16 protein-coding genes are annotated in these 26,840 nt (G+C 44.7%); 12 read left to right on the top strand and 4 right to left on the bottom strand.

Features of this window, described 5'->3' with window-relative positions; translation table 11 throughout:
* Nucleotides 1-56 precede the first annotated feature (56 nt).
* Nucleotides 57-1,370: a homoserine O-acetyltransferase family protein gene (locus R1T43_RS13625; protein ID WP_317349787.1), complete on the bottom strand. Its 1,314-nt coding sequence runs from the start codon at nt 1,368-1,370 to the stop codon at nt 57-59.
* 12 nt (nt 1,371-1,382) lie between these two features.
* A complete protein-coding gene (locus R1T43_RS13620; RefSeq protein ID WP_303462327.1) occupies nt 1,383-2,678 on the bottom strand; it encodes a GntP family permease in 1,296 nt (431 codons plus the stop codon).
* A gap of 273 nt (nt 2,679-2,951) precedes the next feature.
* Here R1T43_RS13620 and R1T43_RS13615 point away from each other — a divergent pair, with 273 nt between their 5' ends.
* Both R1T43_RS13615 and R1T43_RS13610 read left to right on the top strand, forming a co-directional pair.
* On the top strand, nt 2,952-5,246 hold the full coding sequence (locus R1T43_RS13615) for a TonB-dependent receptor (protein WP_317349786.1): 2,295 nt from the start codon (nt 2,952-2,954) through the stop codon (nt 5,244-5,246).
* A 322-nt stretch (nt 5,247-5,568) separates the two neighbouring features.
* Nucleotides 5,569-6,207, top strand: a complete 639-nt coding sequence (locus tag R1T43_RS13610; protein ID WP_317349784.1) for a response regulator transcription factor — start codon at nt 5,569-5,571, stop codon at nt 6,205-6,207.
* Between the two features lie 161 nt (nt 6,208-6,368).
* Here R1T43_RS13610 and R1T43_RS13605 read toward each other — a convergent pair whose 3' ends face one another.
* Complete coding sequence (locus R1T43_RS13605; protein WP_317349782.1) at nt 6,369-9,854, bottom strand: sodium:solute symporter family transporter; 3,486 nt, start codon at nt 9,852-9,854, stop codon at nt 6,369-6,371.
* Between the two features lie 239 nt (nt 9,855-10,093).
* Between R1T43_RS13605 and grpE the strand changes: the two genes are divergently transcribed.
* The 6 genes from grpE to R1T43_RS13575 all read left to right on the top strand — a co-directional run bounded on the left by grpE (nt 10,094) and on the right by R1T43_RS13575 (nt 19,696).
* Complete coding sequence (gene grpE / locus R1T43_RS13600) at nt 10,094-10,714, top strand: nucleotide exchange factor GrpE (RefSeq protein WP_211069458.1); 621 nt, start codon at nt 10,094-10,096, stop codon at nt 10,712-10,714.
* 117 nt (nt 10,715-10,831) lie between these two features.
* Nucleotides 10,832-12,766: a molecular chaperone DnaK gene (gene dnaK / locus R1T43_RS13595; RefSeq protein ID WP_317349779.1), complete on the top strand. Its 1,935-nt coding sequence runs from the start codon at nt 10,832-10,834 to the stop codon at nt 12,764-12,766.
* Nucleotides 12,767-12,946: 180 nt separating this feature from the next.
* A complete protein-coding gene (gene dnaJ / locus R1T43_RS13590; RefSeq protein WP_317349776.1) occupies nt 12,947-14,083 on the top strand; it encodes a molecular chaperone DnaJ in 1,137 nt (378 codons plus the stop codon).
* A 155-nt stretch (nt 14,084-14,238) separates the two neighbouring features.
* A complete protein-coding gene (locus R1T43_RS13585; RefSeq protein WP_247670541.1) occupies nt 14,239-14,739 on the top strand; it encodes a c-type cytochrome in 501 nt (166 codons plus the stop codon).
* 311 nt (nt 14,740-15,050) lie between these two features.
* Nucleotides 15,051-17,606 carry a bifunctional diguanylate cyclase/phosphodiesterase gene (locus R1T43_RS13580; RefSeq protein WP_317349771.1) on the top strand — a complete coding sequence of 852 codons (2,556 nt, stop codon included), beginning with the start codon at nt 15,051-15,053 and terminating at the stop codon, nt 17,604-17,606.
* Nucleotides 17,607-17,803: 197 nt separating this feature from the next.
* Entirely contained in the window at nt 17,804-19,696 is a 1,893-nt protein-coding gene (locus R1T43_RS13575) for a propionyl-CoA synthetase (protein ID WP_317349769.1), read from the top strand.
* 51 nt (nt 19,697-19,747) lie between these two features.
* On the opposite strand, the gene R1T43_RS13570 is transcribed toward R1T43_RS13575, so the two are convergent.
* The gene (locus R1T43_RS13570; RefSeq protein WP_317349767.1) at nt 19,748-20,428 is read right to left on the bottom strand and encodes a cytochrome b/b6 domain-containing protein; all 681 of its coding nucleotides are present in this window, start codon (nt 20,426-20,428) and stop codon (nt 19,748-19,750) included.
* Nucleotides 20,429-20,671: 243 nt separating this feature from the next.
* On the opposite strand from R1T43_RS13570, the gene dapB reads away from it, so the two are divergent.
* From dapB to greA, 4 genes are all read left to right on the top strand, one after another.
* On the top strand, nt 20,672-21,472 hold the full coding sequence (gene dapB, locus R1T43_RS13565) for a 4-hydroxy-tetrahydrodipicolinate reductase (RefSeq protein ID WP_317349764.1): 801 nt from the start codon (nt 20,672-20,674) through the stop codon (nt 21,470-21,472).
* A gap of 343 nt (nt 21,473-21,815) precedes the next feature.
* The gene (gene carA, locus R1T43_RS13560) at nt 21,816-22,946 is read left to right on the top strand and encodes a glutamine-hydrolyzing carbamoyl-phosphate synthase small subunit (protein ID WP_211069451.1); all 1,131 of its coding nucleotides are present in this window, start codon (nt 21,816-21,818) and stop codon (nt 22,944-22,946) included.
* A gap of 13 nt (nt 22,947-22,959) precedes the next feature.
* Nucleotides 22,960-26,175, top strand: a complete 3,216-nt coding sequence (gene carB / locus R1T43_RS13555) for a carbamoyl-phosphate synthase large subunit (RefSeq protein WP_057792733.1) — start codon at nt 22,960-22,962, stop codon at nt 26,173-26,175.
* 126 nt (nt 26,176-26,301) lie between these two features.
* Complete coding sequence (gene greA, locus R1T43_RS13550; RefSeq protein ID WP_317349760.1) at nt 26,302-26,778, top strand: transcription elongation factor GreA; 477 nt, start codon at nt 26,302-26,304, stop codon at nt 26,776-26,778.
* Nucleotides 26,779-26,840: the final 62 nt, after the last annotated feature.

The following is a 26,840-nucleotide window of genomic DNA, read 5'->3' as shown; positions in this document are numbered from 1 at the left end:
AATGCTTGATTGGCTGGTAAGCATTGCACATATTTAAACGGTTCATTTTTTAGTATTTATAAGGCGCTTGAAAGAAAAGCGGCAATGCGCTCGCCTTCGGCTTGCACGTTTACAATTCCTTCAAGGTGTCCGAAGGGGCCATTCAGTGTTTCCAGTTCGCTTTTTTTCCCTAAGCCTTTGAGTTGATTGTGAGCTGACTCGGCTAAATAAGGCATAAGTAACAAATCGGTGGATGCCGGTAAGAACAAAGTTTCGGCTTGAATATTTTCAAGCCCTGCTTTCAAGCTATTACCATGACCAGCTACAAACAATTGGCAGGCGCGGACTAAATAAAGAAGGTGGTTTGCATCCATTTTTTCAGCACGTTGGCGCGCGCGTTTTTCTAACCATTTCACAATAGAGTGCTGAGCGTTAATGTGCTCTAACGGCGCTTGCTCCACAGCTTGATATCCTAGTTTATTACCTTGTTGGTTAAAATACGTGGGGTACAACGCATGTTGGGTAATCATCATTAAAGACGCTACAAGCCCTTCAGTGGGTTGGTTTTGTCGAGAGTAGCTGCCTTCATGCCAGTTAGCATCTAATCGAATAGGCATCGCCCAGTGAGAGAGCGCGGCGGTTGTCCACGCATCGCTTCCAGCCGTGCCAATAACCGATATCATTCTTGGCACCCAGTCTGGGTAAGCACTAGCCCAATCGATAGCCTGCATCGACCCCATAGAAGGGCCAACCACCGCATGCAGTGTTTGTATACCTAAGCTTTCCAGTAGCGCCTTTTGCACATTTACGAAGTCGCGGATTGTCACCACGGGGAAATCTAGTCCCCAAGGCTTACCGGTTTCGGGGTTAATAGTAGCGGGACCTGTGGTAACAACATTTTTATCATAGGCGTTTAAATTCACTAAACTGTCTACACTGACAACGTAATAGATATCCGTATCAATGGCTTTGCCAGGGCCAATTAACGCATCCCAATAGCCTGTGTTAGGGCTTGTTTTTTTATCTTTTTCTTCATATACACCCGCCGCATGAGACGTGCCCGAAAAATGGTGAGTAATAAGAACAACATTGCTCTTATCTGTATTTAATTGCCCATAGGCTTCCCAACCCACTTTCAGGTTATTAATGGTTTTGCCACCAAATGTGGTGAAGCTTTCTATTGAGAACGTTTCTTTCTTCGTAATCAGCGTTGGTTGATTTGTTTCTATGCTTGTATCAGCAGTATTTGCCCCATTAGTTGTGGCGATAGACTTCACTGATTCAGTGAAAGCTGAATTGGCAGAATTCGCCACATTAGCACTGCACGCTGTTGTAGTAATCAGCGGCAACGCCAGCAAAGTACAATATAAAAAAGCTATTTTTAGTTTCATGGAAATCCTTATCTAAAACACGCTGAATAGGCCAATGGCAAGTGCTAGCCCTATAACCGGTACGACTACGGTTAATGCTGCGACTGCACCGTAGGCTGCCTTATGCGTTTCATGACATATAGCGCGAATTGTGGTGACAACATACCCGTTATGAGGCAGTGAATCTAGCGCACCAGAAGAGATAGAAACAATACGGTGTAATTGTTCTGGTTGCACACCTTGGTCGAGATAATGTGGTGCAAGTAGTGGCAGCGCAATGGCTTGCCCGCCAGATGCCGAGCCGGTTAAGCCTGCTATTACACTAATCGCAATAGCAGCGCCAATTAACTCGTTGCCAGGGATTTGCGTCATTAAGGTTACCGTTTGCTGAAATGCCTCGGTGTTTTTGGCGATTGAACCAAACCCGACCACAGCCGCGGTATTGCCAATGGCTACCAGCGCGCCGGTTGTGCCGGTGTTAATCGCCGCTTGTAAATTGTGAAAGTGGGCGTGGTTTATTATTAGCAAGGTAAGCACACCGCCCCCTAAGGCTACAATAAGCGCAAGTTGTGCTAGTGCTTCGTGTAAAAAGAAGGAAATACATAGCACCACAAGCAAGGGAATAATGCCGGTAAGTGGGTGAGGGTAGTCTCGTTCGCGTATTTCAGGGTCGGTAATTCGTGCTTCAAATTCTTCGCCATTGGCTATCGCTTTGCGGATCATTTTCGCCAACCACCAGTAACCAAGCACTGCCATGAAAATAGCAACCACTAAGCTTACTTCCCATGCAGCGAAGGGCGAGGTGCCTAAATACTTAATGGGGATCCAATTTTGGATTTCTGGTGAGCCGGCAGAGGTCATGGTAAAGGTGACCGAGCCAAATGCCATGGCGGCGGGTATGAAACGGCGCGGTAAGTTAGCATCTTTAAATAAGCTTACTGCCATAGGATAAACCGAGAAGGCGACAACAAAAACGCTCACGCCCCCGTAAGTTAAAATAGCGCAAGCCAGCACCACTGCTAACACAGCCTGTTTGTACCCAATACGTTGTATTATCCAACGAGAGACGGAATCGGCTGCGCCACTGTCTTCCATGAATTTGCCAAATAAAGCACCAAGCAAAAACATAAAAAACCATGCGGCGATAAAGCCTGAAAACCCACTCATGTAGGTTTCAACAAAATTTATATCACCAATAAAAACAGACATGCCGTTGGTTAACGCCACAACCAGTGCACATAAGGGGGCTGCAATGAAAAGGTTCATTCCCCGAATGGTTAACACAATTAATAATACGAGTCCGCCTACCAGACCAATCATACTTAACATCATTATTTTTCCTTAGAAATCTGTGACCGCAGATTCTCCAGAACAGTTAAGTTTATGTTTATATTGCGTTTATGTAGCTGTAAGTCATGGCTTTTTATATCAATTAATGATTGGTGAAGTCATGTCCTAGGGCTAAAGTGTGACGGTAGTGGCGCTAAATTCACATAGTACGATGGTACTACATACGGCAAGGGTAAAATTACCTAGAGTAAAGTTCGACCGCAGGCATTACATCCGACAGTAACGATAATTTAGAACTAAAAAGGACACATTATGTCACTCACTACACACATGCAGCGTTACCCTCGCTCTATCTGTGCAGCTGCTGTTGCGAGCGCACTGTTGATTTCACCTTCTACCTTTGCTCAAGACGCTGATGCTGACGATAAAGGCAAACTAGAACGTATTGAAGTTACCGCACGAAAAACCGTTGAGTCGTTGCAGGAAACCCCTGTGGCTATCACCTCTATTGGGGCTGTTGAATTAGCCGAAAAGGGCATTAGCGTACTCACTGAAGTTCAGCAGTTTTCACCTAACACTACATTGCAAACCAGCCGTGGTACTAACTCTACGTTAACGGCGTTCATTCGTGGTTTAGGTCAGCAAGATCCGCTTTGGGGATACGAGCCTGGTGTAGGGATTTACGTTGACGATGTTTACATCGCTCGCCCACAAGGTGCAGTACTCGATTTATTAGATGTACAGCGCATAGAGGTATTACGCGGGCCGCAGGGCACACTTTATGGCAAAAATACTATTGGTGGGGCCGTTAAATATGTCACCAAAGAGATGTCAGGGGAAACCCAGTTAAACGTGCAAGCTACGCTTGGTAGTTACAGCCAGCGGGATCTAAAAGTCACCGGGCAAATTCCATTAGTAGAAGATACTGTGTATTTGGGCGTAGGGTACGCTAATTTAAACCGCGACGGTTTTGGTGAATACTTAGTTAGCGCTTTAGACGGCCAAGACAAAGAAAACTACAACAAAGACTTATGGGCAGCGCGCCTTACGCTAGAAGTACACGCTAGTGATGATTTATTTTTCCGTTTCGGCTGGGATAAAACCGAAGATACCTCGAATGCAAAAGGTGGCTATCGTCTTATCCCCAGTATTTTGACCGACGCGCCAGTGCCTGATTCAAAGTTCGATTCGTACACCAGTTTACCTACTTGGAATAAAGTAGAACTTGAGGGATATAACTGGCTAGCTCGCTATAACGTAAGTGATAATTTAGAACTTAAATACATAGGTTCACACCGCGAGAGTTACTCGCCTACAAATATCGATTTTGATAATACGGCATTGCCCATTTTCGACGTGCCTGCCGAGTATGACGACAGCAACGACACCCATGAATTACAGCTAAATTACACTGGAAATAGCTACTCGCTAGTATCTGGCTTATATCTTTATGATGGTGAGTCATGCGGAAACTTTGACGCTGTATTAGGTGTGTTGGGTGTGGCGCTAGGCGCTTCCGGCTTAACCCGAGAAGTAAGCGGCTGTAATAACTCTGAAAGTTGGGCCGCTTATGCGCAGTTTAATTACGACATTAACGACAAGCTTTCTCTCTCACTTGGTGCCCGCTATACAGACGAAGAAAAATCGGCAACAGTAAATAACGGCTTGATCTTCGCGAATGTTTACCCTTATACCGATTGGTTCGACGGGTATGTTCGCCCTGATGGTGACTTAGTTCCGCAGGTGCTGGGCACTGACAGCGACGGTGATGGTGTATTTGAAGGGGCGGCAGTTGAAAGCTGGTCGCGCTTTACGCCGCGAGTTGGTGTGGAATACCAAATGAGTCGCGATACTATGTTTTTTGCGAGTTATTCGCAGGGCTTTAAATCGGGGACCTTCAATCCACGCGCTACGGTAAATGAGCCTGGCGTAGAACCCGAAGTCGTTGATAGCTACGAAGTGGGCATGAAAAGCGATTTGAATGATGCATTGCGATTGAATGTGACGTTATTCTCGTACGACCATTCAGACCGACAATATATTGGTATTGAAGGTGACTTAAGCGACCCAACTGCACTGGATCAAAGGCTACGCAACGCAGCGGAAACGGCTGCCAAAGGTGCTGAAGTAGAAATGACGTGGGTAGCTTCTGATAACTTACAATTTGATGTGGCTTACGGGTACATCGATTTTGAAATTAAGAAGAACAATGCGATACCCCCTCTCATTGGTTTGGCTAGCACGCCTGAAAATACGTTAAACATTGGCGCTAATTATCTGCTAGAAACCGGCTTTGGTGATATTTCATTTAACGCTAACTATTACTATCGTGGTGATTACTTATTGTTTGAAACTAGCGACCTAATTGAGCAAGACGCTTATGGGATGGTGAACTTAAGCGCGCGATGGGAGAGTATAGAAGGCGATTGGTATGCCGGCCTTCATGTGAAAAACCTTACCGATGAAGAATATTTGGTGGGTGGGTATGATTTTGTTACCCGAGACGAAGACGGTAACTTTGGGCCCGGCCTAGGCGGTGATACTACGTTAATTGGTTATTATGGCGACCCACGTACGGTTCACGTCACGCTAGGTTATCGTTTTTAGATACGGTAAATCGTGAGAACTTGCGATAACTCGCGCACTTGGCTAGAGAAATAGTAAGTGTAATAGCTAGCGCCATAGTTAGCGTAAAAGTTAGCGCAATCGCTAGATATACGAAAAATACAAATTAGCGATACCAAGTAGCTATACAAAATAGCTATACAAAAAAAGCCGGAATGAGAGTTCCGGCTTTTTTATTTGAGTCTACTTTTATCTGGATAGTATGTTTCCACGCAATATAAACACCTTTTAACACTAGGTATTTGTAACCATCGTGTTATTATTAATTTAACATTGTTGTTACAGTTGTGCGGCAGATAACAAAATGAAAATACGTGTACTTATTGCAGATGATCACCCCTTATTTCGAGCGGCAATGTGCCAAGCCCTTGGCGACATTGTAGGGCCCGATATACTGCAAGCATCTACGCTGAATGAAACTCTCAGTCAGCTTGACGCTAACCCAGATATTGATTTGGTATTTTTGGATGTGAAGATGCCGGGTAATAATGGCTTGATAGGGTTGTCTGAGGTGCGAGCGCGATATCCTGATGTATTGGTGGTCATGGTGACGGCCTTTGAAGAGGCGAATCTTATTCGTAAGGCGCTCTCTTTAGGTGCATGCGGTTTTATTCCTAAATCGGCATCCATAGAATGCATAGCCGAGGCAGTCGAACGTGTACTAGACGGCGAACAATGGCTTCCTGAATCGGCAGCGAACCTCACTAATGATGGCACTGACACTGACGATTTTAGCGTTAAACTCGCGATGCTCACACCGCACCAATTGAAAGTGCTTCGAATGGTGGCTGATGGATTGCTTAACAAGCAAATTGCCTACGAACTGGATATTTCCGAGTCTACCGTGAAACAGCACGTTTCAGCGGTATTAAGAAAATTGAATGTCATTAATCGTACAAAAGCAGGTATTGCTTTCAAACATGCCATGGCTGTGCACGAATAGGTTTAAGCTACTGATTAAAACTTCTTATTAATCAAACAAGGCCGTTAATTAAACCAGCCCATAAATAAAATCATTCATTTATATGCCAAGCCTATTAATGAGATTTGACCACTGATTTTTCTAGTTCGGCAATTAACCTAAAACCTAGAGTAATTAATAAGCTAATCATCAAGTTTCAATTCGTTTTTAAGTAAGCGCTTAAGGGCTAATGGTTTAACAGGCTTGGGTAAATAATAAAGCCCTAAGTCGCTGGCAGCCTCTCTGATACCCTCACTTCGATTCGCCGTAATTAAAACCCCTGATACTTTACGTTCCCACTTACCTTGCAGTTGAGAAACAGCTTGTGTTCCGGTTTCACCAGCATCTAAATGATAGTCGACAAGCAGCAAATCTGGTGGAGTAGGGCACGCTTGTATCGACTCTGTGATATTCGTCCCAATTAGCACTATTGCGCCCCAATCTGAAAGCAATACGTTCATGGCTTGGGCTATTTGTGCATCATTTTCTATCAGTAGTATTCGCCTGCCGGCTAAGAACGGCTTGCTAGGCAGTAAATCTGGTGTCGCTGCGCTAGGGCTTATGTCGACAGTGGCTTTGTTTGCTTGAGTCTCTGCCGTTACGGCATGCGCCACGCTTGAACTTTTCACTGGTAAGTTTCCACTTTTAGCTGAAGTTTCAACGCAAGGCACTGACACACTAAACTTGCTGCCCTTGTTGACGGTAGATACCAACGAAATAGGGTGATGTAGTAATCTCCCTATACGCTCTACAATGGTTAACCCTAACCCCAAACCTTGAGCGTTTTGTTTTTCATCTAATTGGTGGAACTCGTTAAAAATTTCACTTTGCTGGTGGTTGGGAATACCAGCCCCTGTGTCGTACACACAAATATCAATTAGTGGTGAGGCTGGTTCTAAGTGCTGCTTGGGGCCTGATTGTGAGTACTTGCGCCTTACACCAACTAACACCTTGCCAGTTGTGGTGTAGCGGATTGCATTCGATAACAAGTTTTGCACGATACGTCGTAACAAGTTTTTATCAGAATGAATAACGAGTTTAGTGGGTACATAACACAAGGTTAAGCCTTTAGACGCCGCTATGACTCTAAATTCTTGCACCAATGGCGCTAACATGTCATCCAATGCAAAGTTGCTTGTTTGCGGCATAAGCTTACCCGACTCTAACTTGGTCATATCGAGTAACATGGTTAGCAGGTTTTCTGCGCTATTTAGCGAGCTTACTACCCCTTCTGAAAGCGCGGCCAGTTCGCCGCCTTTGGTTTTTTGGGCCAGCATAGCGGCAAATAAAGTGGCGGCATTAAATGGCTGCATAAGATCGTGCCCCGCCGCAGCTAAAAACTTCGATTTACTTTCGTTTGCCCTGTCGGCTTCCAATTTGGCGTGTTGTAGCTCTTCAGTGCGAGCAGCTACGCGGTGTTCTAAGTCGGATTTAGCCCGTTCAAGGGCTTCCTGAATAGCTATGTATTCTGTTATATCACTGTAGGTTGTTACATATCCGCCACCAGGTAAGGGCGAGCCATTTAGCTCAATCACTTTTCCATCGGGCTGCTTCCGAACATACTTGTACCGGCTGCCTTCTTTCATATAAACAATACGTTTATTGATTTCTTCGTTACTGATAACAGCGTTACCGAATAGCCCTCGCTTAGCGTTGTAAGCAAGAATACTTTCAATCGACATACCGGTTTTAAGGAAAGCCCGTGGGTAATTGAACATTTCAATATAGCGCTCATTCCACGCTAGTAACTGCAGCTTTTCATCTAATACGCTAATGCCTTGTTCAATATTTTGTACCGACGATTGCAGTACTTCATGATTAAACTGAAAAGATTGTGAGGCTTCTTCCACCCAATCTACCAGTTCAGGCAAGGTCTCGTTTTTAGTTTCAGTAATAGCGCCTAGCAATATGCGCGCACTTGGGGTGCCTACTTGAGCGCTGAGCAATTTTTCTGTGCGCTGCAGTAGGGTATGGTTTGCGTACCCAGAATTTGCATTAGCATCCGAGATATTCACAGATAATTGATTCACTAGCGCTTGATGAACACTGGGTTCGAGTACACGCTGGGTTAACGCCGTTAAATCGTTAATGCGAATGGCAAAAGCAGGAGATGTAGGCGATTTCTGTTCAATGCCATGAAGCGGGCGCTTGAACGTAATATAAGAAACCACAATGAAGGTAACGCAGTTCGCTAACAACGAATAAGCGAATCCCATTCCTAGCTCGGCATCGGAAGGTGGACTATTAAAATAATAGCTCGACATGATACTGGGGTATAACAAGTACACCACCCAAAAACTAAAGCCGGCTAGCAGCGCGCAGACGGCGGCAGATTTGGTGCTTCGTTGCCAATATATACCGAACATAAGCACAGGTAAGCACTGGCCTAATAAGGCAATGGCAATAATACCGCTTTTTACTAATGGCGCCGCTTGACTAACGTTAAGGTGATACCAAAGTGCCACCGACAACACCACCAATACGGTAAGACGGCGAATAGTTAAAATTTTACTAGGCTGCATGGTGTGATTGGGTTCGGCGCGCAAACGCAGCTTTAACCACAACGGAGTCACTAGGTTGTTGGCTATCATGATACCAAGGGCAAGCGTTGCCACAATTACCATGCTGGTGGTCGCCGATAAGCCCCCAATAAACGCGATGATAGAAACAGACATATTTTCTGCATACAAAGGAAGAGCCAATACATACGCATCGGAATTGACGCTTTGTGGCAGTAAGACTTTACCCGCCAATGCTAGGGGAATAAGAAAAACCGTCATACCCAATAAATACAAGGGAAATAACCAACGAGCAGTGCGAAGCTCTCCTTCGCCGTTTAATTCAACGAAGTTCATGTGAAATTGGCGCGGTAATACAAACATAGAGCACACACCTAAAAGCACATGGGATAAATATACCCATGGAGCCCTGTCGGCATAAATAACACCGCGCGCAGCGTCGTTGCTAGCGGCTTGCGTGACTAAATCAAGCACGCCATCAAACAAATAAAAGCAAACAAATACGCCTACTACCCAAAGCGCAATAAGTTTAATGAGGGATTCGAACGCAATACTAAGCAGTAAACCCGGGTGTTTGTCGGTAAGGTTAAGCGTGCGAGTACCAAATACAATGGCAAAGATAGCCATTAGCCCCGCTACATATAAACTTACGTTTTGCGTAGAGTGCTGGGTATCGGGCGTAATGAGGTTAATACTTTTTGTGATGGCATCTAACTGCAAGGCAATATAAGGAATAACACCAATAAAACACAGCAAAGTGATTAGTGCGGCAATAAGGTGTGAATGCTGATATTTGAGGCCAATTAAATCGGCTAATGAGCTTATGTTGTGTTGCTGGCATAACCGGCTTATATGCAGTACCACAGGAAAAGCGAATGCCATGGTAAGAATAATACCCATATAGGTAGGTATAATAGCCCAGCCATATTCAGCAGCTTGCGATGTCGTGCCAAAGAACGCCCAAGATGTGCAGTGAACTCCCAATCCCAAGCTATATAAAATGGGGTGTTGTTGATTATCACGTAGCCGTTTATCGCCCCAGAAGGCAATGGCAAATAATGCGAGCAAATAAAGGGCAACTACCGTACCTACGGTCCAAATACTGAGCATCAAAATTCCCTAATACAATACCTGTCAAAGTTAACATGTTTTTTACAATGAGTGGGTGTGTAGCTCGCATTTATTGATCTATTTAAAAAAACTTAAAAACAAACCATAAAAATAGTGTGGTTACCCTTGAAGGCGGTTAAAGCAGCCCCATAATTAATCCCAACGCAGACATTGCCCATGATTGAGTACGAGTCATTCATGGGTTTATGCAGTATAGACATTAACGTTTGGAGGAAAGCATGAGCGATAACCGCGACGTGCAGGCAGAGCAAGAAGTTTCTGGCGTAGACGAAACCGTACAAGATGCTGAAGTTATACAAGAAGAGCAAACTTCACCCGAATCTGAATCAGATGCCACGCAGCGCATCTATGAGCTAGAAACAGCACTTTCAGAAGCACAGGCAACCATTAAAGAGCAGCAAGATAGCGTACTACGTGCTCGTGCTGATATGGAAAATGCCCGTCGCCGCGCTGAAATGGAAGTTGAAAAGGCACGTAAATTCGCATTAGAGCGTTTTGCAGGCGAGCTTCTTCCTGTCGTTGATAACCTTGAGCGCGCTATCGAATTGACCGACGGCGAAAACGAAGCGGTTAAGCCGTTGCTTGAAGGTGTGGAAATGACGCATAAAAGTTTCTTAAGCACTATTGAGAAATTTGGATTGAGCCTTATTGATCCGCAGGGTGAAACCTTTAACCCTGACTTGCACCAAGCTATGTCTATGCAAGAAAGTGCAGACCACGCACCAAATACGGTGATGGCGGTTATGCAAAAAGGGTATCAAATTAATGGCCGTTTGTTGCGCCCAGCCATGGTTATGGTTTCCAGAGCGCCTAGCGGTGGTGTAGATACGCAAGCGTAAATACGTATTGCGGCTTAAATTACACAAAAATGTCAGTTTTTTTACTGACAACTATTGAAAATAGTGCGGAATAACCCCACTAAAATTGTAGATTAAATAAATTTTTGGAGACACGTAATGGGTAGAATCATTGGTATCGATTTAGGTACAACGAATTCATGTGTCGCAGTGCTAGACGGCGACAAACCTCGCGTACTTGAAAACGCGGAAGGCGATCGTACAACGCCATCAATCATTGCTTACACAAACGACGGCGAAACTTTAGTAGGTCAATCTGCTAAGCGCCAAGCGGTAACAAATCCTGAAAACACGCTTTTCGCGATTAAACGCTTAATTGGTCGTCGTTTTCAAGATAAAGAAGTACAACGCGACATCGACATCATGCCTTACAAAATTGTGGGTGCAGACAACGGTGATGCATGGGTAGAAGCGAAAGGCGAGAAAATGGCGCCTCCTCAAGTTTCTGCTGAAGTACTTAAGAAAATGAAGAAAACCGCTGAAGATTATCTTGGCGAAGAAGTGACTGGCGCAGTAATTACTGTTCCTGCTTACTTTAACGATTCACAACGTCAAGCAACGAAAGATGCGGGCCGTATTGCTGGTCTTGAAGTTAAACGTATCATTAACGAGCCAACGGCGGCTGCGTTAGCGTACGGTATGGACAAAAAGCAAGGCGATAACGTTGTTGCAGTGTATGACCTTGGTGGTGGTACGTTCGATATTTCTATCATCGAAATTGATGAAGTTGACGGCGAGCACACGTTTGAAGTACTAGCAACTAATGGTGATACTCACCTTGGTGGTGAAGATTTCGATAACCGTGTAATTAACTACCTTGTTGACGAATTCAAGAAAGATCAAGGCATCGACTTACGTAAAGATCCGCTTGCAATGCAGCGTCTTAAAGAAGCCGGTGAGAAAGCGAAAATTGAGCTTTCTTCTTCACAGCAAACTGAAGTTAACTTGCCGTACATCACAGCAGACGGTTCAGGTCCTAAGCACTTAGCGATTAAACTAACGCGTGCAAAACTTGAGTCTTTGGTTGAAGAGCTTGTTAAGAATACCCTTAACCCGCTTAAGCAAGCATTGGCAGACTCTGACCTATCAGTAGGCGATATCCAAGATATCATCTTGGTAGGTGGTCAAACACGTATGCCTTTAGTTCAGAAGCTAGTGACTGAATTCTTCGGTAAAGAGCCACGTAAAGACGTTAACCCTGATGAAGCCGTAGCAGTAGGTGCAGCAATTCAAGGTGGTGTACTTTCTGGTGACGTTAAAGACGTACTACTTCTTGACGTAACACCACTGTCTCTTGGTATCGAAACCATGGGCGGCGTGATGACAGCACTTATCGAGAAGAACACGACTATTCCAACGAAGAAGTCGCAAACGTTCTCTACTGCTGAAGACAACCAGTCTGCGGTAACAGTACACGTACTACAGGGTGAGCGTAAGCAATCTAGCGGTAACAAATCACTAGGTCAGTTCAACCTTGAAGGTATTCGTCCTGCTTCTCGTGGTACCCCTCAAATCGAAGTAACCTTCGACTTAGATGCGGATGGTATCTTACACGTGTCTGCGAAAGATAAAGACACAGGTAAAGAGCAGAAGATCACAATCAAAGCGTCTTCAGGCTTAAGCGATGAAGAAGTCGAGAAGATGGTTGCTGACGCAGAAGCGAACAAAGAAGCTGATGCGAAGTTTGAAGAACTTATTCAAACACGTAACCAAGCTGACGGCATGATCCACGCTACTCGTAAGCAACTTGAAGAAGTTGGCGATGCACTAAGTGCAGAAGATAAAGCGCCAATCGAAGAAGCGGTTAGCGCGCTAGAAACTGCGGTTAAAGGCGAAGATAAAGCAGACATCGAAGCGAAAACGCAAGAACTTATTCAAGCGTCTAGCAAGTTGATGGAAGCGGCTCAAGCACAACAAGCAGGTGCGGCTGGAGAAGCTGGCGCTGAAGGTGCTGAGCAACAAGCATCTGGCCAAGCTGATGAAGACGTTGTTGACGCTGAGTTTGAAGAAGTTAAAGACGAAGATAAAAAGTAAGCAAGCTGTTGCGATAAGCCCAACGTAAGTTGAGCTGACTTTAGCAGTTAAGGCGCACCAGGTTCACTTGTTGCGCCTTTGTCGTGTAATAAAACGCGATAAACAAATGTAGTTTCACAAGGGCGACAATGTGCTCAAACAACGTCCCTGTGATAATAATAGGTAGGATAAGTAAACACTATGTCGAAACGTGACTACTACGAAGTGCTTGGGGTAGATAAAGGCGCTAGCGAACGCGAAATTAAAAAAGCGTATAAAAAGCTAGCGATGAAATATCACCCAGACCGCACGCAGGGCGATAAAGCCCTTGAAGTTAAATTCAAGGAAATCCAGGAAGCCTACGAAGTATTAAACGATGCGCAAAAGCGTGCCGCTTACGATCAGTATGGCCACGCTGGTGTAGATCCTAATCGCGGTGGCGCTGGCTTTGGTGGTGGTGGCGACTTCGGTGATATCTTCGGCGATGTATTTGGTGATATTTTCGGTGGCGGCGGTGCTCGCGGCGGTCGTCAATCACGTGCTCGTCAAGGCTCAGACCTTCGCTACAACCTAGAGTTATCGCTTGAAGAAGCGGTACGTGGCAAAAGCGTAGATATTCGCGTGCCTACATTGGTTGAATGTGAAGTGTGTGACGGTTCTGGTGCGAAGAAAGGCTCTTCGCCTAAAACGTGCCCAACCTGTCATGGAAATGGTCAGGTGCAAATGCGCCAAGGCTTCTTTGCGGTTCAACAAACTTGCCCAACCTGTTCAGGTAAAGGCAAGATTATCGAAGATCCATGTAACAGCTGTCATGGCCATGGTCGTAAAGAAAAAACCAAAACCCTTAATGTTAAGATTCCATCAGGTGTTGATACCGGCGATCGTATTCGTTTATCTGGCGAAGGCGAAGCAGGAGAGAATGGTGCACCGGCAGGTGACTTGTATGTTCAAGTACATGTTCGTGATCATAAAATCTTCCAGCGTGACGGCAACAACTTGTACTGTGAAGTACCATTAAGTTTCACCACAGCAGCCCTAGGCGGCGAGCTAGAAGTGCCTACACTCGATGGCAAAGTGAAACTTAAAATTAGCCCTGAAACCCAAACAGGACGTATGTTCCGTTTACGTGGTAAAGGCGTTAAATCGGTTCGAAGTGGCGCAGTTGGCGATTTGATGTGTAAAGTTGTGGTGGAAACACCGGTTAGCTTGTCATCACGTCAAAAGGAATTGCTACAAGAGCTAGAAGAATCGATGGGCAAAGCATCAAGTAGACACAGTCCGAAAGCACAAGGCTTTTTTGACGGTGTGAAAAAGTTTTTCGATGATTTAACTAACTAAATCGTATTAAAATTATAAAGCCCTCATATGAGGGCTTTTTTTTGCCTAAAATAAAGAAAAAACACAAAATTTACAGGTTAAAACCTTGCGCAAAAGGTGGGTATTCGTCAGGATAGAAAACAGACCAACACAATCGAACAGGCATGGCGATAACTATGAAAAATATTCTAGGAAAGACAATCAAGACCACATTAGCTACCGCAGCTTTAGCAACGTGTTTAGCTGGTGGAGCAATTGCGGCGACGGAAACATCAGAAGCCTCGTCAGAAAAGCATGCAAAAGCGGCGACTCAATACCGTCAAGCGATATTCCAATTGGTACGCAGCAACATGGGGCCGTTGGGCGGCATGGCAAAAGGAGCGCTACCTTTTGATGAGTCTGTGATGATGACCAATGGGGTACGACTAGAGCAACTTGCTGATATGATGAGTGATTACTTATCTGTTGATACCCGTAAGTTTGATGTAGACACAGGCGCGAAAGACGCAGTCTGGGAAAACTTCTCCGATGTGGAATCTAAAATTGCCGCGTTAAAAGAAGCGTCAATGGGTTTACAAGCTGCAGTGAAAGCAGGCGATGAAAGTGCTTACCGCGGCGCGATTGGCAAAGTGGGAGCAAGCTGTAAGTCTTGTCATGACGACTACAAAAAAGACTAACTGTTTTAGTTCTTCACAGCGCATGTAGTTCGTGCGCTGTTATTTCCTTATCTCCTTATCTCCTTATCTCCTTACCTCCATGCCTCTAGCTGCATATATACATATCATTCATGTTTGCTCATAAATCCTCTTTATATACTAAATAATTGCCCACTTGTTAGTGCAAATGTGCTGGAAAAATGAGTAAAAATTCTCTATTGTTGACTAAATAATGATCATGTTTTTTGATTGAGCAGTGAAGTTGATAAGCAAATAATTAACGACAAATGATCGCACTATAACCATCTTGAGATGGATTGGAGTTCACCTAAATGCAGCTTCACGACGGATTGTTGGGCTCTTTACAAGATAGTAGCTTGCCAGAGGTTACCTCGCGGTTGAGTGAAGCCAGGGTAAATACAGAAGCTACCGCTGTCTTGCTTGTTTCGTTATCTCCTACTGCCACTTGCGTGGATATACTGTGCTGCGATGACAGTAATGCCGATTCTGAAAAACAAACACTGGTCATGCCCAAGCATGCTCAGCTTCTGTTATCGATGACAGAAATGAGTGCCACATTACCAGGCAGCGATTTTGAATGGCCAGAAGCGCTAACTATTTGTAGCAGCCAAAATGTGATTGTAGGTGGAATAAAAGATTTTCAAGGTAATATTATTGGTGCAGTTTTGATTGTGCTGCGTTGTCACCAACTAACCAATCAACAAAAGCACTATGCCAGTATAGCTCGCCAGCAAATAGAACTCAGTCTTCAATATAGACTTATTCAACATCCTTTTACCGACAAACTCGCCGAAAAAATTCAGTTGCTTAATGAAATTGGGCGAATCTCTCATGTTGGTGGCTGGGAATTAGATTTACATGCAGGCCTTGTCTCGTGGACGCGAGAAACCTACTTATTATTTGGTGTTACGCCGGGAAGAGATATTCCGGTAGAGCGAGCGTTAGCCAATTTCCCCCAAGTGAGCCGCGAAAAAATTGCCAAAGCAATGAAAGCAGCTATAAAGTCACTGTCTACTTTTGCGTTAGAAGTAGAGTACATCAATGCAGAAGGTTATCGGCGCTGGCTGAAAATGACGGGCACACCTCAGTCAGAGGTAACCAGCTCCCATCAAGATAAGGTGTATAGGATTTATGGTTCTGTGCAGGATATAACGGAACATAAACGTCTATCCGATACACAACACAACTACACGGAATACCTTTCTACAATTTTAGACAGTATCTCTGATGCGCTTGTGACCATTGATAAAGATGGCACTGTGATCACAGCCAACAATACGGTTGAGCACGTGTTAGGTTACGATGCTGATGAACTCATAGGGCAAGATATCTGTATTTTGGTGCCCAAAGTTGAATCACAAAATACCAAAGAATATCTGATAAAGTTTATGGAAGGGGGTAGGAAAACCGCTAAAGCGTCCCTAGAAAATCACTTTGTTAGCCATAAAAATGGTGGCCTGATACCCGTTGATATTTCATTATCTTCTTTTCATTTTGATATGCAAAAGCGAATAGTGGTGGTATTTCGAAATATGAGTGTTCGAAAACAATTAGCTGACCAAGTTTATCAAGCCGCTTACTATGACAATATCACTCAATTGCCAAACGCTAAATTGTTCGAAAAAGGCTTGAAATGTGCTATTCGAAAAGCGGCGGTAACCTACGCAGATATTTATAGCGCGCAAATAGCTATCGATAATATAGGTCAGTATAAGCAGGCGTTTGGCCAGCCTACCGCCGACTATGTGATGCGTATTCTTGCCTCTAGGCTTACTCGCACATTTTCTAAACCTTTCGCTGTTTTCAGAGGCGCCGAAAACAGCTTCTATCTGTTATACGAAGGCATCATCACCGAAGAAGACATAGCCGCACGAAACGCTATAGATGCAGTTCGCCAGCAATTTACCGATGAAGTGTGTAGCGACATTACTTTGCACAACAGCCCTCATAAAATTTATGCCGTGGTAACCATTTGCCAACTCAAAGGTATGGAGGCAAGCGTAACGAAAGTCAGGCATATGCTTGGGGAAGGGTATAACCAACTTAGCGCAGACCAAGTGAATGCCCCAGTGGTTTTTCATAGTGCTTCTAGTGTGGGTTATGACAGATACAATTTCATACGCCAGTCTCTTGGTGCTGCAGTCAGTAATCATGAGCTCTTCATAGAGTTACAACCCCAATATGAAAGTGATGGCAGTATGGTGTGTGCTGAAGCATTGGTTCGTTGGCAGCACCCCCAATTAGGCTTAATTACCCCCGCTGAGTTTATTCCTATTGCCGAAGAGAGTGATGCCATTGTTGAAATTGGCCAATGGGTAATAAATGAATGTGGAAAGCTATTATACGAGTGTAATAAAAGCGGTTTGAGAACACGACTTTCAATTAATATAAGTGCCAAACATATGGCTAGAGCCGACTTTAGCGAAAAAATGCTAGCCGTGATCGCCCATTGGAATATTCCTAAAGGGAGCCTTACCATTGAACTTAGAGAAGCCGCACTTATTGGAGCTTTTGCTTTGGTGCGTAGTTCAATGAAAGAGCTAGCCGATAAAGGGGTATCATTCTCCATAGATCATTTTGGTAGTGGGAATTTAAATCTAAGTTACCTTCGCGACCTTTGTATAAAAGAAGTGAAACTTGATAGGGACTTTATCGATGAAGAAGACGAGAATGGGGCGCAAAGCCCGCTGCTAAACAGTATTTTCGATATCGCAAAAATCTTCGAGTTAAGAACAGTGGCAGAAGGAATAGAAAATACCACGCAATTTAACGACGCAATAAAGCGTGGTTGCCATGTTTTTCAAGGGTACTTTTTAGACAAGCCACTTAATGTCAGAGATTGGCGAGCAAAACTACCAGTAAAATAGTGTGCATCTGATTAAAGCAAACCAGATTAAGCCCAGCTATTTAGTCACAAACACCAAATTCTTGATGCGGCAAATACTAATATTAAAGAAATAACTTTAATTTTTACAGTGAGTTAATTAACGTAAGCCTGAAGTCTTATACGAAAAATTCATGTTTATGCAGTAGGGTAAAGTAATACTCTATTGCGGAAACGGTCATGAATTATCATCAAGAATATCGGGCGTCAATTGATAACCCAGAAGCATTTTGGCAAGACAAAGCACTGCATCTCGACTGGTTTACTCCCCCTAAAACAGCCCTAAGCGAAAACACAAATGGCTACCCTCAGTGGTTCAAAGGGGGGAAGCTTAATACCAGTTATTTGGCGTTAGACCACCATGTAAAAGCGGGGCGCGGCGAAAACGCGGCCCTAATTTACGATTCTCCAGTAACGAACACGCAAGAAACCTGGACTTATAACACCCTACTTAATGAAGTAGCCACGTTGGCGGGCGCGCTCACCAGCCTAGGTGTGACGAAAGGCGATACGGTTATTATCTACATGCCGATGATCCCGCAAGCGGCGGTGGCAATGTTAGCGGTAGCAAGAATAGGGGCTATTCACTCGGTAGTATTCGGCGGCTTCGCCGCTAGTGAGTTGGCGGTCAGAATTGATGATGCAGAACCTGCCCTTATTATTACAGCGTCGTGTGGCATAGAAGGCAAAAAGCTACTGCCTTACAAGCCAATGGTTGATGACGCTATCGCCCTTGCTCACCATAAACCCGTAGGCTGTGTTGTTTATCAACGCAAACAACTTAGTGCGAACCTCGTAGATGATTTTGACCACGATTGGCAAGCGTTATGTGAAGCCAGTGAGCCAGTAGAATGCACACCGGTAGATGCTACCGACCCCCTTTATATTTTGTATACCTCAGGCACAACGGGCAAACCTAAAGGGGTTGTTCGTGACAATGGAGGTCATGCAGTAGCACTTAATTATTCGATGCAAGCCATTTACGGAATAGACCAAGACGATGTTTTTTGGGCAGCCTCAGATGTGGGCTGGGTAGTAGGGCACTCGTACATTGTTTATGGGCCACTAATAAAGGGCGCGACGACAGTGATGTTTGAAGGCAAACCTGTAGGCACACCAGATGCTGGCGCATTCTGGCGTATGGTAGAGCAGCATAAAATTAATGTATTGTTTGCAGCGCCAACCGCATTCAGGGCGATTAGAAAAGAAGATCCTGAAGCTAATTGTATCGCCCGGTACGACCTAAGTAGCCTGCGTACTATCTTTATGGCCGGTGAACGATTAGACCCGCCCACATATCATTGGACAGTAGAAAAAACCGGTAAGCCAGTAGTTGACCATTGGTGGCAAACTGAAACTGGGTGGCCCATTTGTTCAAACCCTATTGGCATTGAACCGCTTAGTACTAAACCCGGTTCATCAAGTGTACCCACACCAGGTTTTAATGTGAGAGTGTTGGCCGCTAATGGTGAGCCGGTTGCAACGGGTGAAAAGGGAGCCATTGCTATTTCTTTACCGTTACCTCCTGGGTGTTTAACGACTATTTGGCGTGACCATAAGCGTTTCACCCAAGGGTATTTGCAGGAGTTCGAAGGCTATTACAGCACAGGTGACAATGGGTACATAGATGAAGAAGGGTTTGTGTTCATTATGGGTAGAACCGACGACGTCATTAATGTGGCGGGGCATCGGTTATCTACTGGAGAAATGGAAGAAGTTCTAGCGTCACACAATGCGGTGGCTGAATGCAGCGTAATTGGAATAGCTGATGCGCTTAAAGGGCAGATTCCAGTAGGCTTAGTGTTACTTAAAGATGGCGTTAAAGTAGAAGAGGCAGCTTTTGAGCAAGAGCTCATTGCTAAAGTGCGAAACACCATAGGGCCGGTGGCTAGTTTTAAGCGTGCCGTTATTGTGAACCGCTTGCCAAAAACACGATCAGGAAAAATATTGCGTAAGCTGTTAAGACAAATTGCCGCCGATGAGCCAATTAATATACCGTCGACCATTGACGACCCAGCCAGTGTGACAGAGATTGCCGATTTAATGAAACACAAAGGCTTAGTTGAACGCTAAGCCTTACATATCAAGCTGCATAGTCAGTTACATAGACAGCGACACAGGCAGTTAAAAGTACTCTTCTACTTCAGGTGTGGGTGGCGCAACTTCTATTGCATAATAAAGCGCAGCTGCTGTTACCAGGGCAATAGCCAGTGCAAGCCAAAGACGAGACGAAGGAATGGGCTTGTCGTTGGTGTCTTTTTTGCCATGAAACATAGGGGGCACAAGTTTCTGCTTTTTATACACGGCATAAAACCCAATAGCGGCAACATGCAAGCCTATTACCCACAGTAAAATTTCGAAGGCAAGGTGGTGCAAGGTATTCATTAGGTCTAATGTGCTACCGCTGACAAGATGGCGGTAGGGGCCATCTAGAAAAATATCGTCGGTCATGAATAGACCACTTACCGCTTGCACCAATAAGAGTAAAAGCATTACTACGACAAACCAGCCTCCAAGAGGATTGTGGCCTGCCACGGCGACACTGTTTTTATCAAGCAGCGTACGCAGATAACCTATTACCGCACTTGGCCCTTTCACAAATTGACTAAAGCGGGCATAAGTTGGGCCTATGAATCCCCACACCAACCTAAATACCAAAAGCCCCAAGGTAAAGTAGCCAATATAGAAATGCCCCTGGGTCGCATCGTCCATCCACTCAGCGGTAACATATTGTGCTGCAATACTGGCAACCAGTAGCCAGTGGAAAAGCCGGGTGGGGAGATCCCATATAAGCTGTTGACGCATATTATTCTGCCTATGTGTTTTGAAGTCATTCAATAAACGATATTTCAAACGTTATTCAGGTCTTGGGGTAAACCCACACTTTACCATGCTAGCTATTTTTACCGTTAAAAACGATAGGTTGGCTGCCTTTTTTGTATTAATGCCGCAATTTTTCAATTATCGATAATAATTACGCTTATCTCGTTGCAATAGTAACTGCATTTGGCAAAATGCATTTACTGTTAAAGGAAAAGAATAACGTAAATGAAAGTAGGTTTATTTGGCGCTAATGGGCGCATGGGTCGTGTGCTTATTGAAGCACTAGATCAAAACGCGAATGCAGAACTGAGTGTTGCAACAGTGCGTGATGACTCTCCCTGGGTTGGCATGAACGTGGGTGAACTGGCAGGCATTGGTAAAAAGCCAATTGATTGCTTAGGCATGTCTTCGCTAACGCAGCAACACGCCGATGTAATGATTGATTTTACATTGCCAGTGGTGTTCGAAAGTAACATTGCATGGTGTGTGGCCAATAATATGCCAGTTGTCATTGGTACTACTGGGCTAAGCGAAAGTCAGTTGGCTACGCTAGATGAAGCGGCTAAAACCATTCCCATCGTATTTGCAGCTAACTACAGCGTGGGCGTTAACCTCATGTTGTCATTAGTTCGACAAGCCGCGAAGGCTCTAGGTAATACAGCCGACATAGAAATTACTGAAGCCCACCATAGATTCAAACAAGATGCGCCTTCGGGCACCGCCATGGCCATTGGCGAAGCCATTGCCGATGAGCTAGGTCGTGACCTTAAAACCTGTGCTATTTACGGCCGAGAAGGCAAAGAGCCTGAGCGTGACCAAGGTACTATTGGTTTTGCTACCGTTCGCGCAGGCGATATTGTAGGTGAGCACACCGCATTGTTCGCCGATATTGGTGAGCGTTTAGAAATAACGCATAAAGCATCAAGTCGTTTAACGTTTGCAAAAGGCGCGGTGCATGCAGCCCAGTGGCTTCACGGTAAGCCGGCGGGGTTATATTCAATGGTGGATGTTTTAGATTTAAAATAAAAGCCAACCGCTATAGCGGTGTTTTTTAATTTTAACAGCAGCTTATGTGAAAATATTGCAAGTTAATAAGTGGTGGTTTTGGCGGTTATACAAGGTAAATGAGTTTAAGTAGTTATTTTAATAATTTTTAATATTTAAATTAGACATTTTTAGTCAGTCATGTATACTCGCCGGAATTTGCCCGAATTTCGTATTCTAAAGCTATAAAACTGGCTGTAGAACACGGTTTTATTAGCTGCAAAGATCGTAAAATGAGCGCTGTTAAATCAGTACTCTCATTTTTTGTGGGGTTTGAACAGAAATTCTGTTCAAACACATAGTTATCCTTAATCTGGAGGTTGACTTGGCTAATTCTGCCCTTTTGGTGTTAGAGGATGGTTCTGTCTTTAAAGGAACGGCGATAGGTGCGCAAGGCACTGCCGTTGGTGAAGTTGTTTTTAATACTTCAATGACAGGCTATCAAGAAATCATCACTGACCCATCCTACGCTGAACAAATCATTACCCTTACTTATCCACATATTGGCAATACCGGTATTAACGAAGAAGACGTTGAAGCAGATAAAATCTGGTCTAAAGGTCTTATCATTCGCGACTTACCCCTTGTTGCTAGTAATTTCCGTCAACAACAAACGTTATCTGAATACCTCAAAGCCAAAGGCGTTGTAGGTATAGCCGATATCGACACCCGTCGTTTAACACGTATTTTACGTGATAAAGGCGCGCAAAACGGCTGCATCGTTTGTACTGATGAGTTAGATGAAGCGAGCGCGTTAGCACAAGCAAAAGATTATCCTGGCTTGAAAGGCATGGATTTGGCAAAAGTAGTAAGTATTACTGAGCCAAAAACATGGACTGAAGGCAGTTGGAAATTAGGCGAAGGGTATATCACTCCAGCCGATAGCAAATATCATGTAGTCGCTTATGATTACGGGGTTAAGAGCAACATTTTACGTTTGCTTGCAGACCGTGGTTGTCGCGTTACCTTGGTACCAGCGCAAACCCCTGCTGAAGACGTGTTAGCTATGCAGCCTGATGGAGTGTTCTTATCTAACGGCCCTGGTGATCCTGAGCCATGTGATTATGCCATATCAGCGATTAAAACTATCGTTGAGACAGGGTTGCCAGTGTTTGGTATCTGTTTAGGTCATCAACTACTTGCCCTAGCCAGTGGTGCTACTACGGTGAAAATGAAGTTTGGTCACCATGGTGCTAACCACCCAGTGAAAGACTTAAAACGCAATGTGGTTATGATCACCAGTCAAAACCATGGCTTCGCTGTAGATGAATCAAGCCTTCCTTCTAATTTAGAAGTAACGCATGTTTCGTTGTTCGATAAGTCGTTACAAGGTATTCATCGTACCGATAAGCCAGCGTTTAGTTTCCAAGGGCACCCAGAAGCAAGCCCAGGACCGCACGAAGCTGCGCCGCTATTCGACCACTTCATTGAATTAATCGAACAACACAAGCAGTAGGAACGAGCCCGCTATGCCAAAACGTACCGACATAAAAAGTATTCTCATCATAGGTGCTGGCCCTATTGTCATTGGCCAGGCCTGCGAGTTTGACTATTCAGGCGCTCAAGCATGTAAAGCGCTACGCGAAGAAGGTTATCGCGTAATTCTGGTTAACTCGAACCCCGCCACTATCATGACCGACCCTGAAATGGCCGATGCGACATACATCGAGCCAATTCATTGGGAAGTGGTACGCAAAATTATCGAAAAAGAGCGTCCGGACGCTATTCTGCCAACAATGGGCGGACAAACCGCGCTAAACTGCGCGCTCGATTTGGATCATCACGGTGTATTGAAAGAGTTCAATGTTGAGCTTATCGGTGCAACGGCTGATGCTATCGATAAAGCGGAAAACCGTGAGCGCTTCGACAAGGCAATGAAAAACATTGGTCTTGAATGCCCACGTGCTGAAATTGCACAAAGCATGGATCAAGCCCACGATGTGTTAACGCGCATTGGCTTTCCTTGTATCATTCGTCCTTCATTCACCATGGGTGGAAGCGGCGGCGGTATTGCATACAATATTGACGAATTTAACGAAATTTGTGGCCGTGGTCTCGACCTTTCACCTACCAAAGAACTACTTATTGATGAGTCGTTAATTGGTTGGAAAGAATACGAGATGGAAGTCGTCCGCGACCGTGCAGATAACTGCATCATTGTGTGTACTATTGAAAACTTCGACGCCATGGGTGTACATACTGGTGATTCAATTACAGTAGCGCCAGCGCAAACCCTTACTGACAAAGAATTCCAGCTAATGCGTAATGCCGCTATGGCAGTATTGCGTGAAATCGGTGTTGAAACCGGTGGCTCGAACGTTCAGTTCGGTGTAGATCCAAATACAGGCCGTATGGTGATCATCGAGATGAACCCGCGTGTATCGCGTTCATCTGCATTAGCATCAAAAGCCACAGGCTTCCCAATTGCTAAAGTGGCTGCCAAGTTAGCCATTGGTTACACCCTTGATGAGCTTGCTAACGATATTACTGGTGGTTTAACACCAGCATCGTTTGAGCCTTCAATCGATTACGTAGTGACAAAAATTCCTCGCTTTAACTTTGAAAAATTTGCTGGTGCGAACGATCGCTTAACCACGCAAATGAAATCAGTGGGCGAAGTGATGGCGATTGGTCGTAACCAACAAGAGTCATTACAAAAAGCACTTCGTGGCCTTGAAGTTGGCGCGAATGGCTTAAACTCAATGGTCGATTTAGAAGACCCTGAAGCACGCAATAAAGTTATTTACGAACTACGTGAGCCTGGTGCTGAGCGTATTTGGTATATCGGCGATGCGTTCCGCATGGGCATGACCGTTGATGAAGTATTTACCCTCACCAACGTAGACCGTTGGTACTTAGTTCAGCTTGAAGAGCTTATTCAGCTTGAAGCTCAAGTTGCTGAGTGCGGCTTGCACGGTATTGATGAAGATCTTATGCGCAAACTTAAGCGCAAAGGTTTCTCTGACTCTCGCTTAGCAGAGTTAACGAAAGTGGCGGAAGGTGACATTCGTGAAACCCGTCGCGGCTTTGGTGTAACGCCAGTGTATAAGCGTGTTGATACTTGTGCGGCAGAGTTTTCTACCAGCACAGCTTACATGTATTCAACCTACGATGAAGAGTGTGAAGCTGACCCCACTGACAACGATAAGATTATGGTGTTAGGCGGCGGTCCAAACCGAATCGGCCAAGGTATTGAGTTTGATTACTGTTGTGTTCACGCGGCGCTTTCAATGCGTGAAGACGGTTACGAAACCATTATGGTTAACTGTAACCCTGAAACGGTTTCTACCGACTATGACACATCTGATCGCTTGTACTTCGAACCAGTTACGCTTGAAGACGTGCTTGAGATTGTGGCTAAAGAGAAGCCAAAAGGCGTGATAGTGCAATACGGTGGCCAAACGCCGCTTAAATTAGCACGTGCTCTTGAAGCGGCTGGTGTACCTATTATTGGTACGTCGCCTGAAGCTATCGATAGAGCAGAAGATCGTGAACGTTTCCAGCAAATGGTAAACAAGCTAGGCCTTAAACAGCCTGCGAATGCTACCGTGACCAATATTGAGCAAGCCCTTGCAATGGCTGACGGTATTGGCTTCCCACTGGTAGTACGTCCTTCGTACGTACTAGGTGGTCGCGCAATGGAAATTGTTTACGACCTTAAAGACTTAAAACGCTACCTTACGGAAGCGGTGAAGGTTTCTAACGATTCGCCTGTATTGCTAGACCGTTTCTTAGATGACGCGATTGAAGTTGATATCGATGCAATTTGCGACGGTAAAGAAGTGGTGATTGGCGGTATCATGGAACATATTGAGCAAGCCGGTGTTCACTCTGGTGATTCAGCCTGTTCATTACCACCACATTCTTTAAGCAAAGAGATTCAAGACACTATGCGTGAACAAGTGAAAGCCATGGCGCTTGAACTTGGTGTAGTTGGCCTAATGAATACACAATTCGCGGTAAAAGATGGCGAAGTGTACTTAATTGAGGTTAACCCACGTGCAGCACGCACAGTGCCATTTGTGTCGAAAGCCACAGGTGTTCCACTTGCTAAAGTTGCTGCGCGCGCCATGGCGGGTGTTAGCTTGGCAGAGCAGGGTGTTACGACAGAAATTATTCCTCCGTTTTATTCTGTAAAAGAAGTGGTATTGCCATTTGCTAAATTCCAAGGTGTTGATCCACTACTAGGCCCAGAAATGCGCTCTACTGGCGAAGTGATGGGTGTGGGTGATACCTTCGAAGAAGCGTATGCTAAAGCTAACTTAGGTGCAGGCGCGCCATTACCTAAATCAGGTAAAGCGTTAATCTCTGTGCGTAATAACGATAAGAATAAAATTATCGAATTAGCCAAAGCATTGAACGGTGCTGGATTTAGCATTGAAGCGACTCGCGGTACAGCGACAACACTTTATGATGCAGGTATAGCCTGTTCTGTAGTGAATAAGCTGTCTGAAGGTCGTCCTAACATTGTGGACTCTATCAAAAACGGTGAGTACGCCTATATCATCAATACAACGGAAGGTCGCCAAGCGATTACCGACTCGGTTTACATTCGCCGAGAAGCATTGTTGAATAAGGTTACCTACACCACCACAATGAATGCTGCTTTTGCCACTATTCGTGCGAAGTCAGCAGACGATCGTGACAAGGTTGCTTCAGTACAAGAGCTTCACGCAAGACTCTAACACTGATGACATTACATGGGATACGCGGTATCCTGTGTATATGACACTTATGTGAACCAATCAAAAGTGCGCCGGAAGGCGCACTTTTTTCTGTTTAAAATCAACTAGCCAGTCGAGACTGTATTCATGAGTCAGTATCCAATGACCGCGCACGGCGCACAGCTTCTGCGCGACGAACTAAACGAACTTAAAACAAAAACTCGCCCGCGTATTATTCAGTCTATTGCTGAAGCTCGCGAGCACGGCGACTTAAAAGAAAATGCTGAATATCACGCAGCCCGTGAGCAGCAAAGTTTCTGTGAAGGCCGTATTCAAGATATTGAAGGTAAATTGTCGAACGCACAAATTATCGATGTTACTAAAATGGAAAACAAAGGTAAGGTTATATTCGGCACTACCGTTACCATTTTAAATGTTGATACCGACGAAGAAACTACATACCGTATCGTTGGCGACGACGAAGCCGATATTAAGCAAAACCGTATTTCGGTAAATTCACCTATCGCTCGCGGCCTCATCGGTAAAGAGCTTGATGATATGGTTACTATTCAAACGCCAGCTGGCAGTGTTGAAGTAGAAATTATCGAAGTTGAATATATCTAAGTACCAAGAAAGACTGATAGAAAAGCTGGTTTCGACCAGCTTTTTTTTGGCCAAAATTTAGC

Origin of the sequence: Alteromonas sp. CI.11.F.A3, from assembly GCF_032925565.1 — a bacterium.
GTDB lineage: Bacteria > Pseudomonadota > Gammaproteobacteria > Enterobacterales > Alteromonadaceae > Alteromonas.
This window is presented reverse-complemented; position numbering and strand designations above follow the sequence as displayed.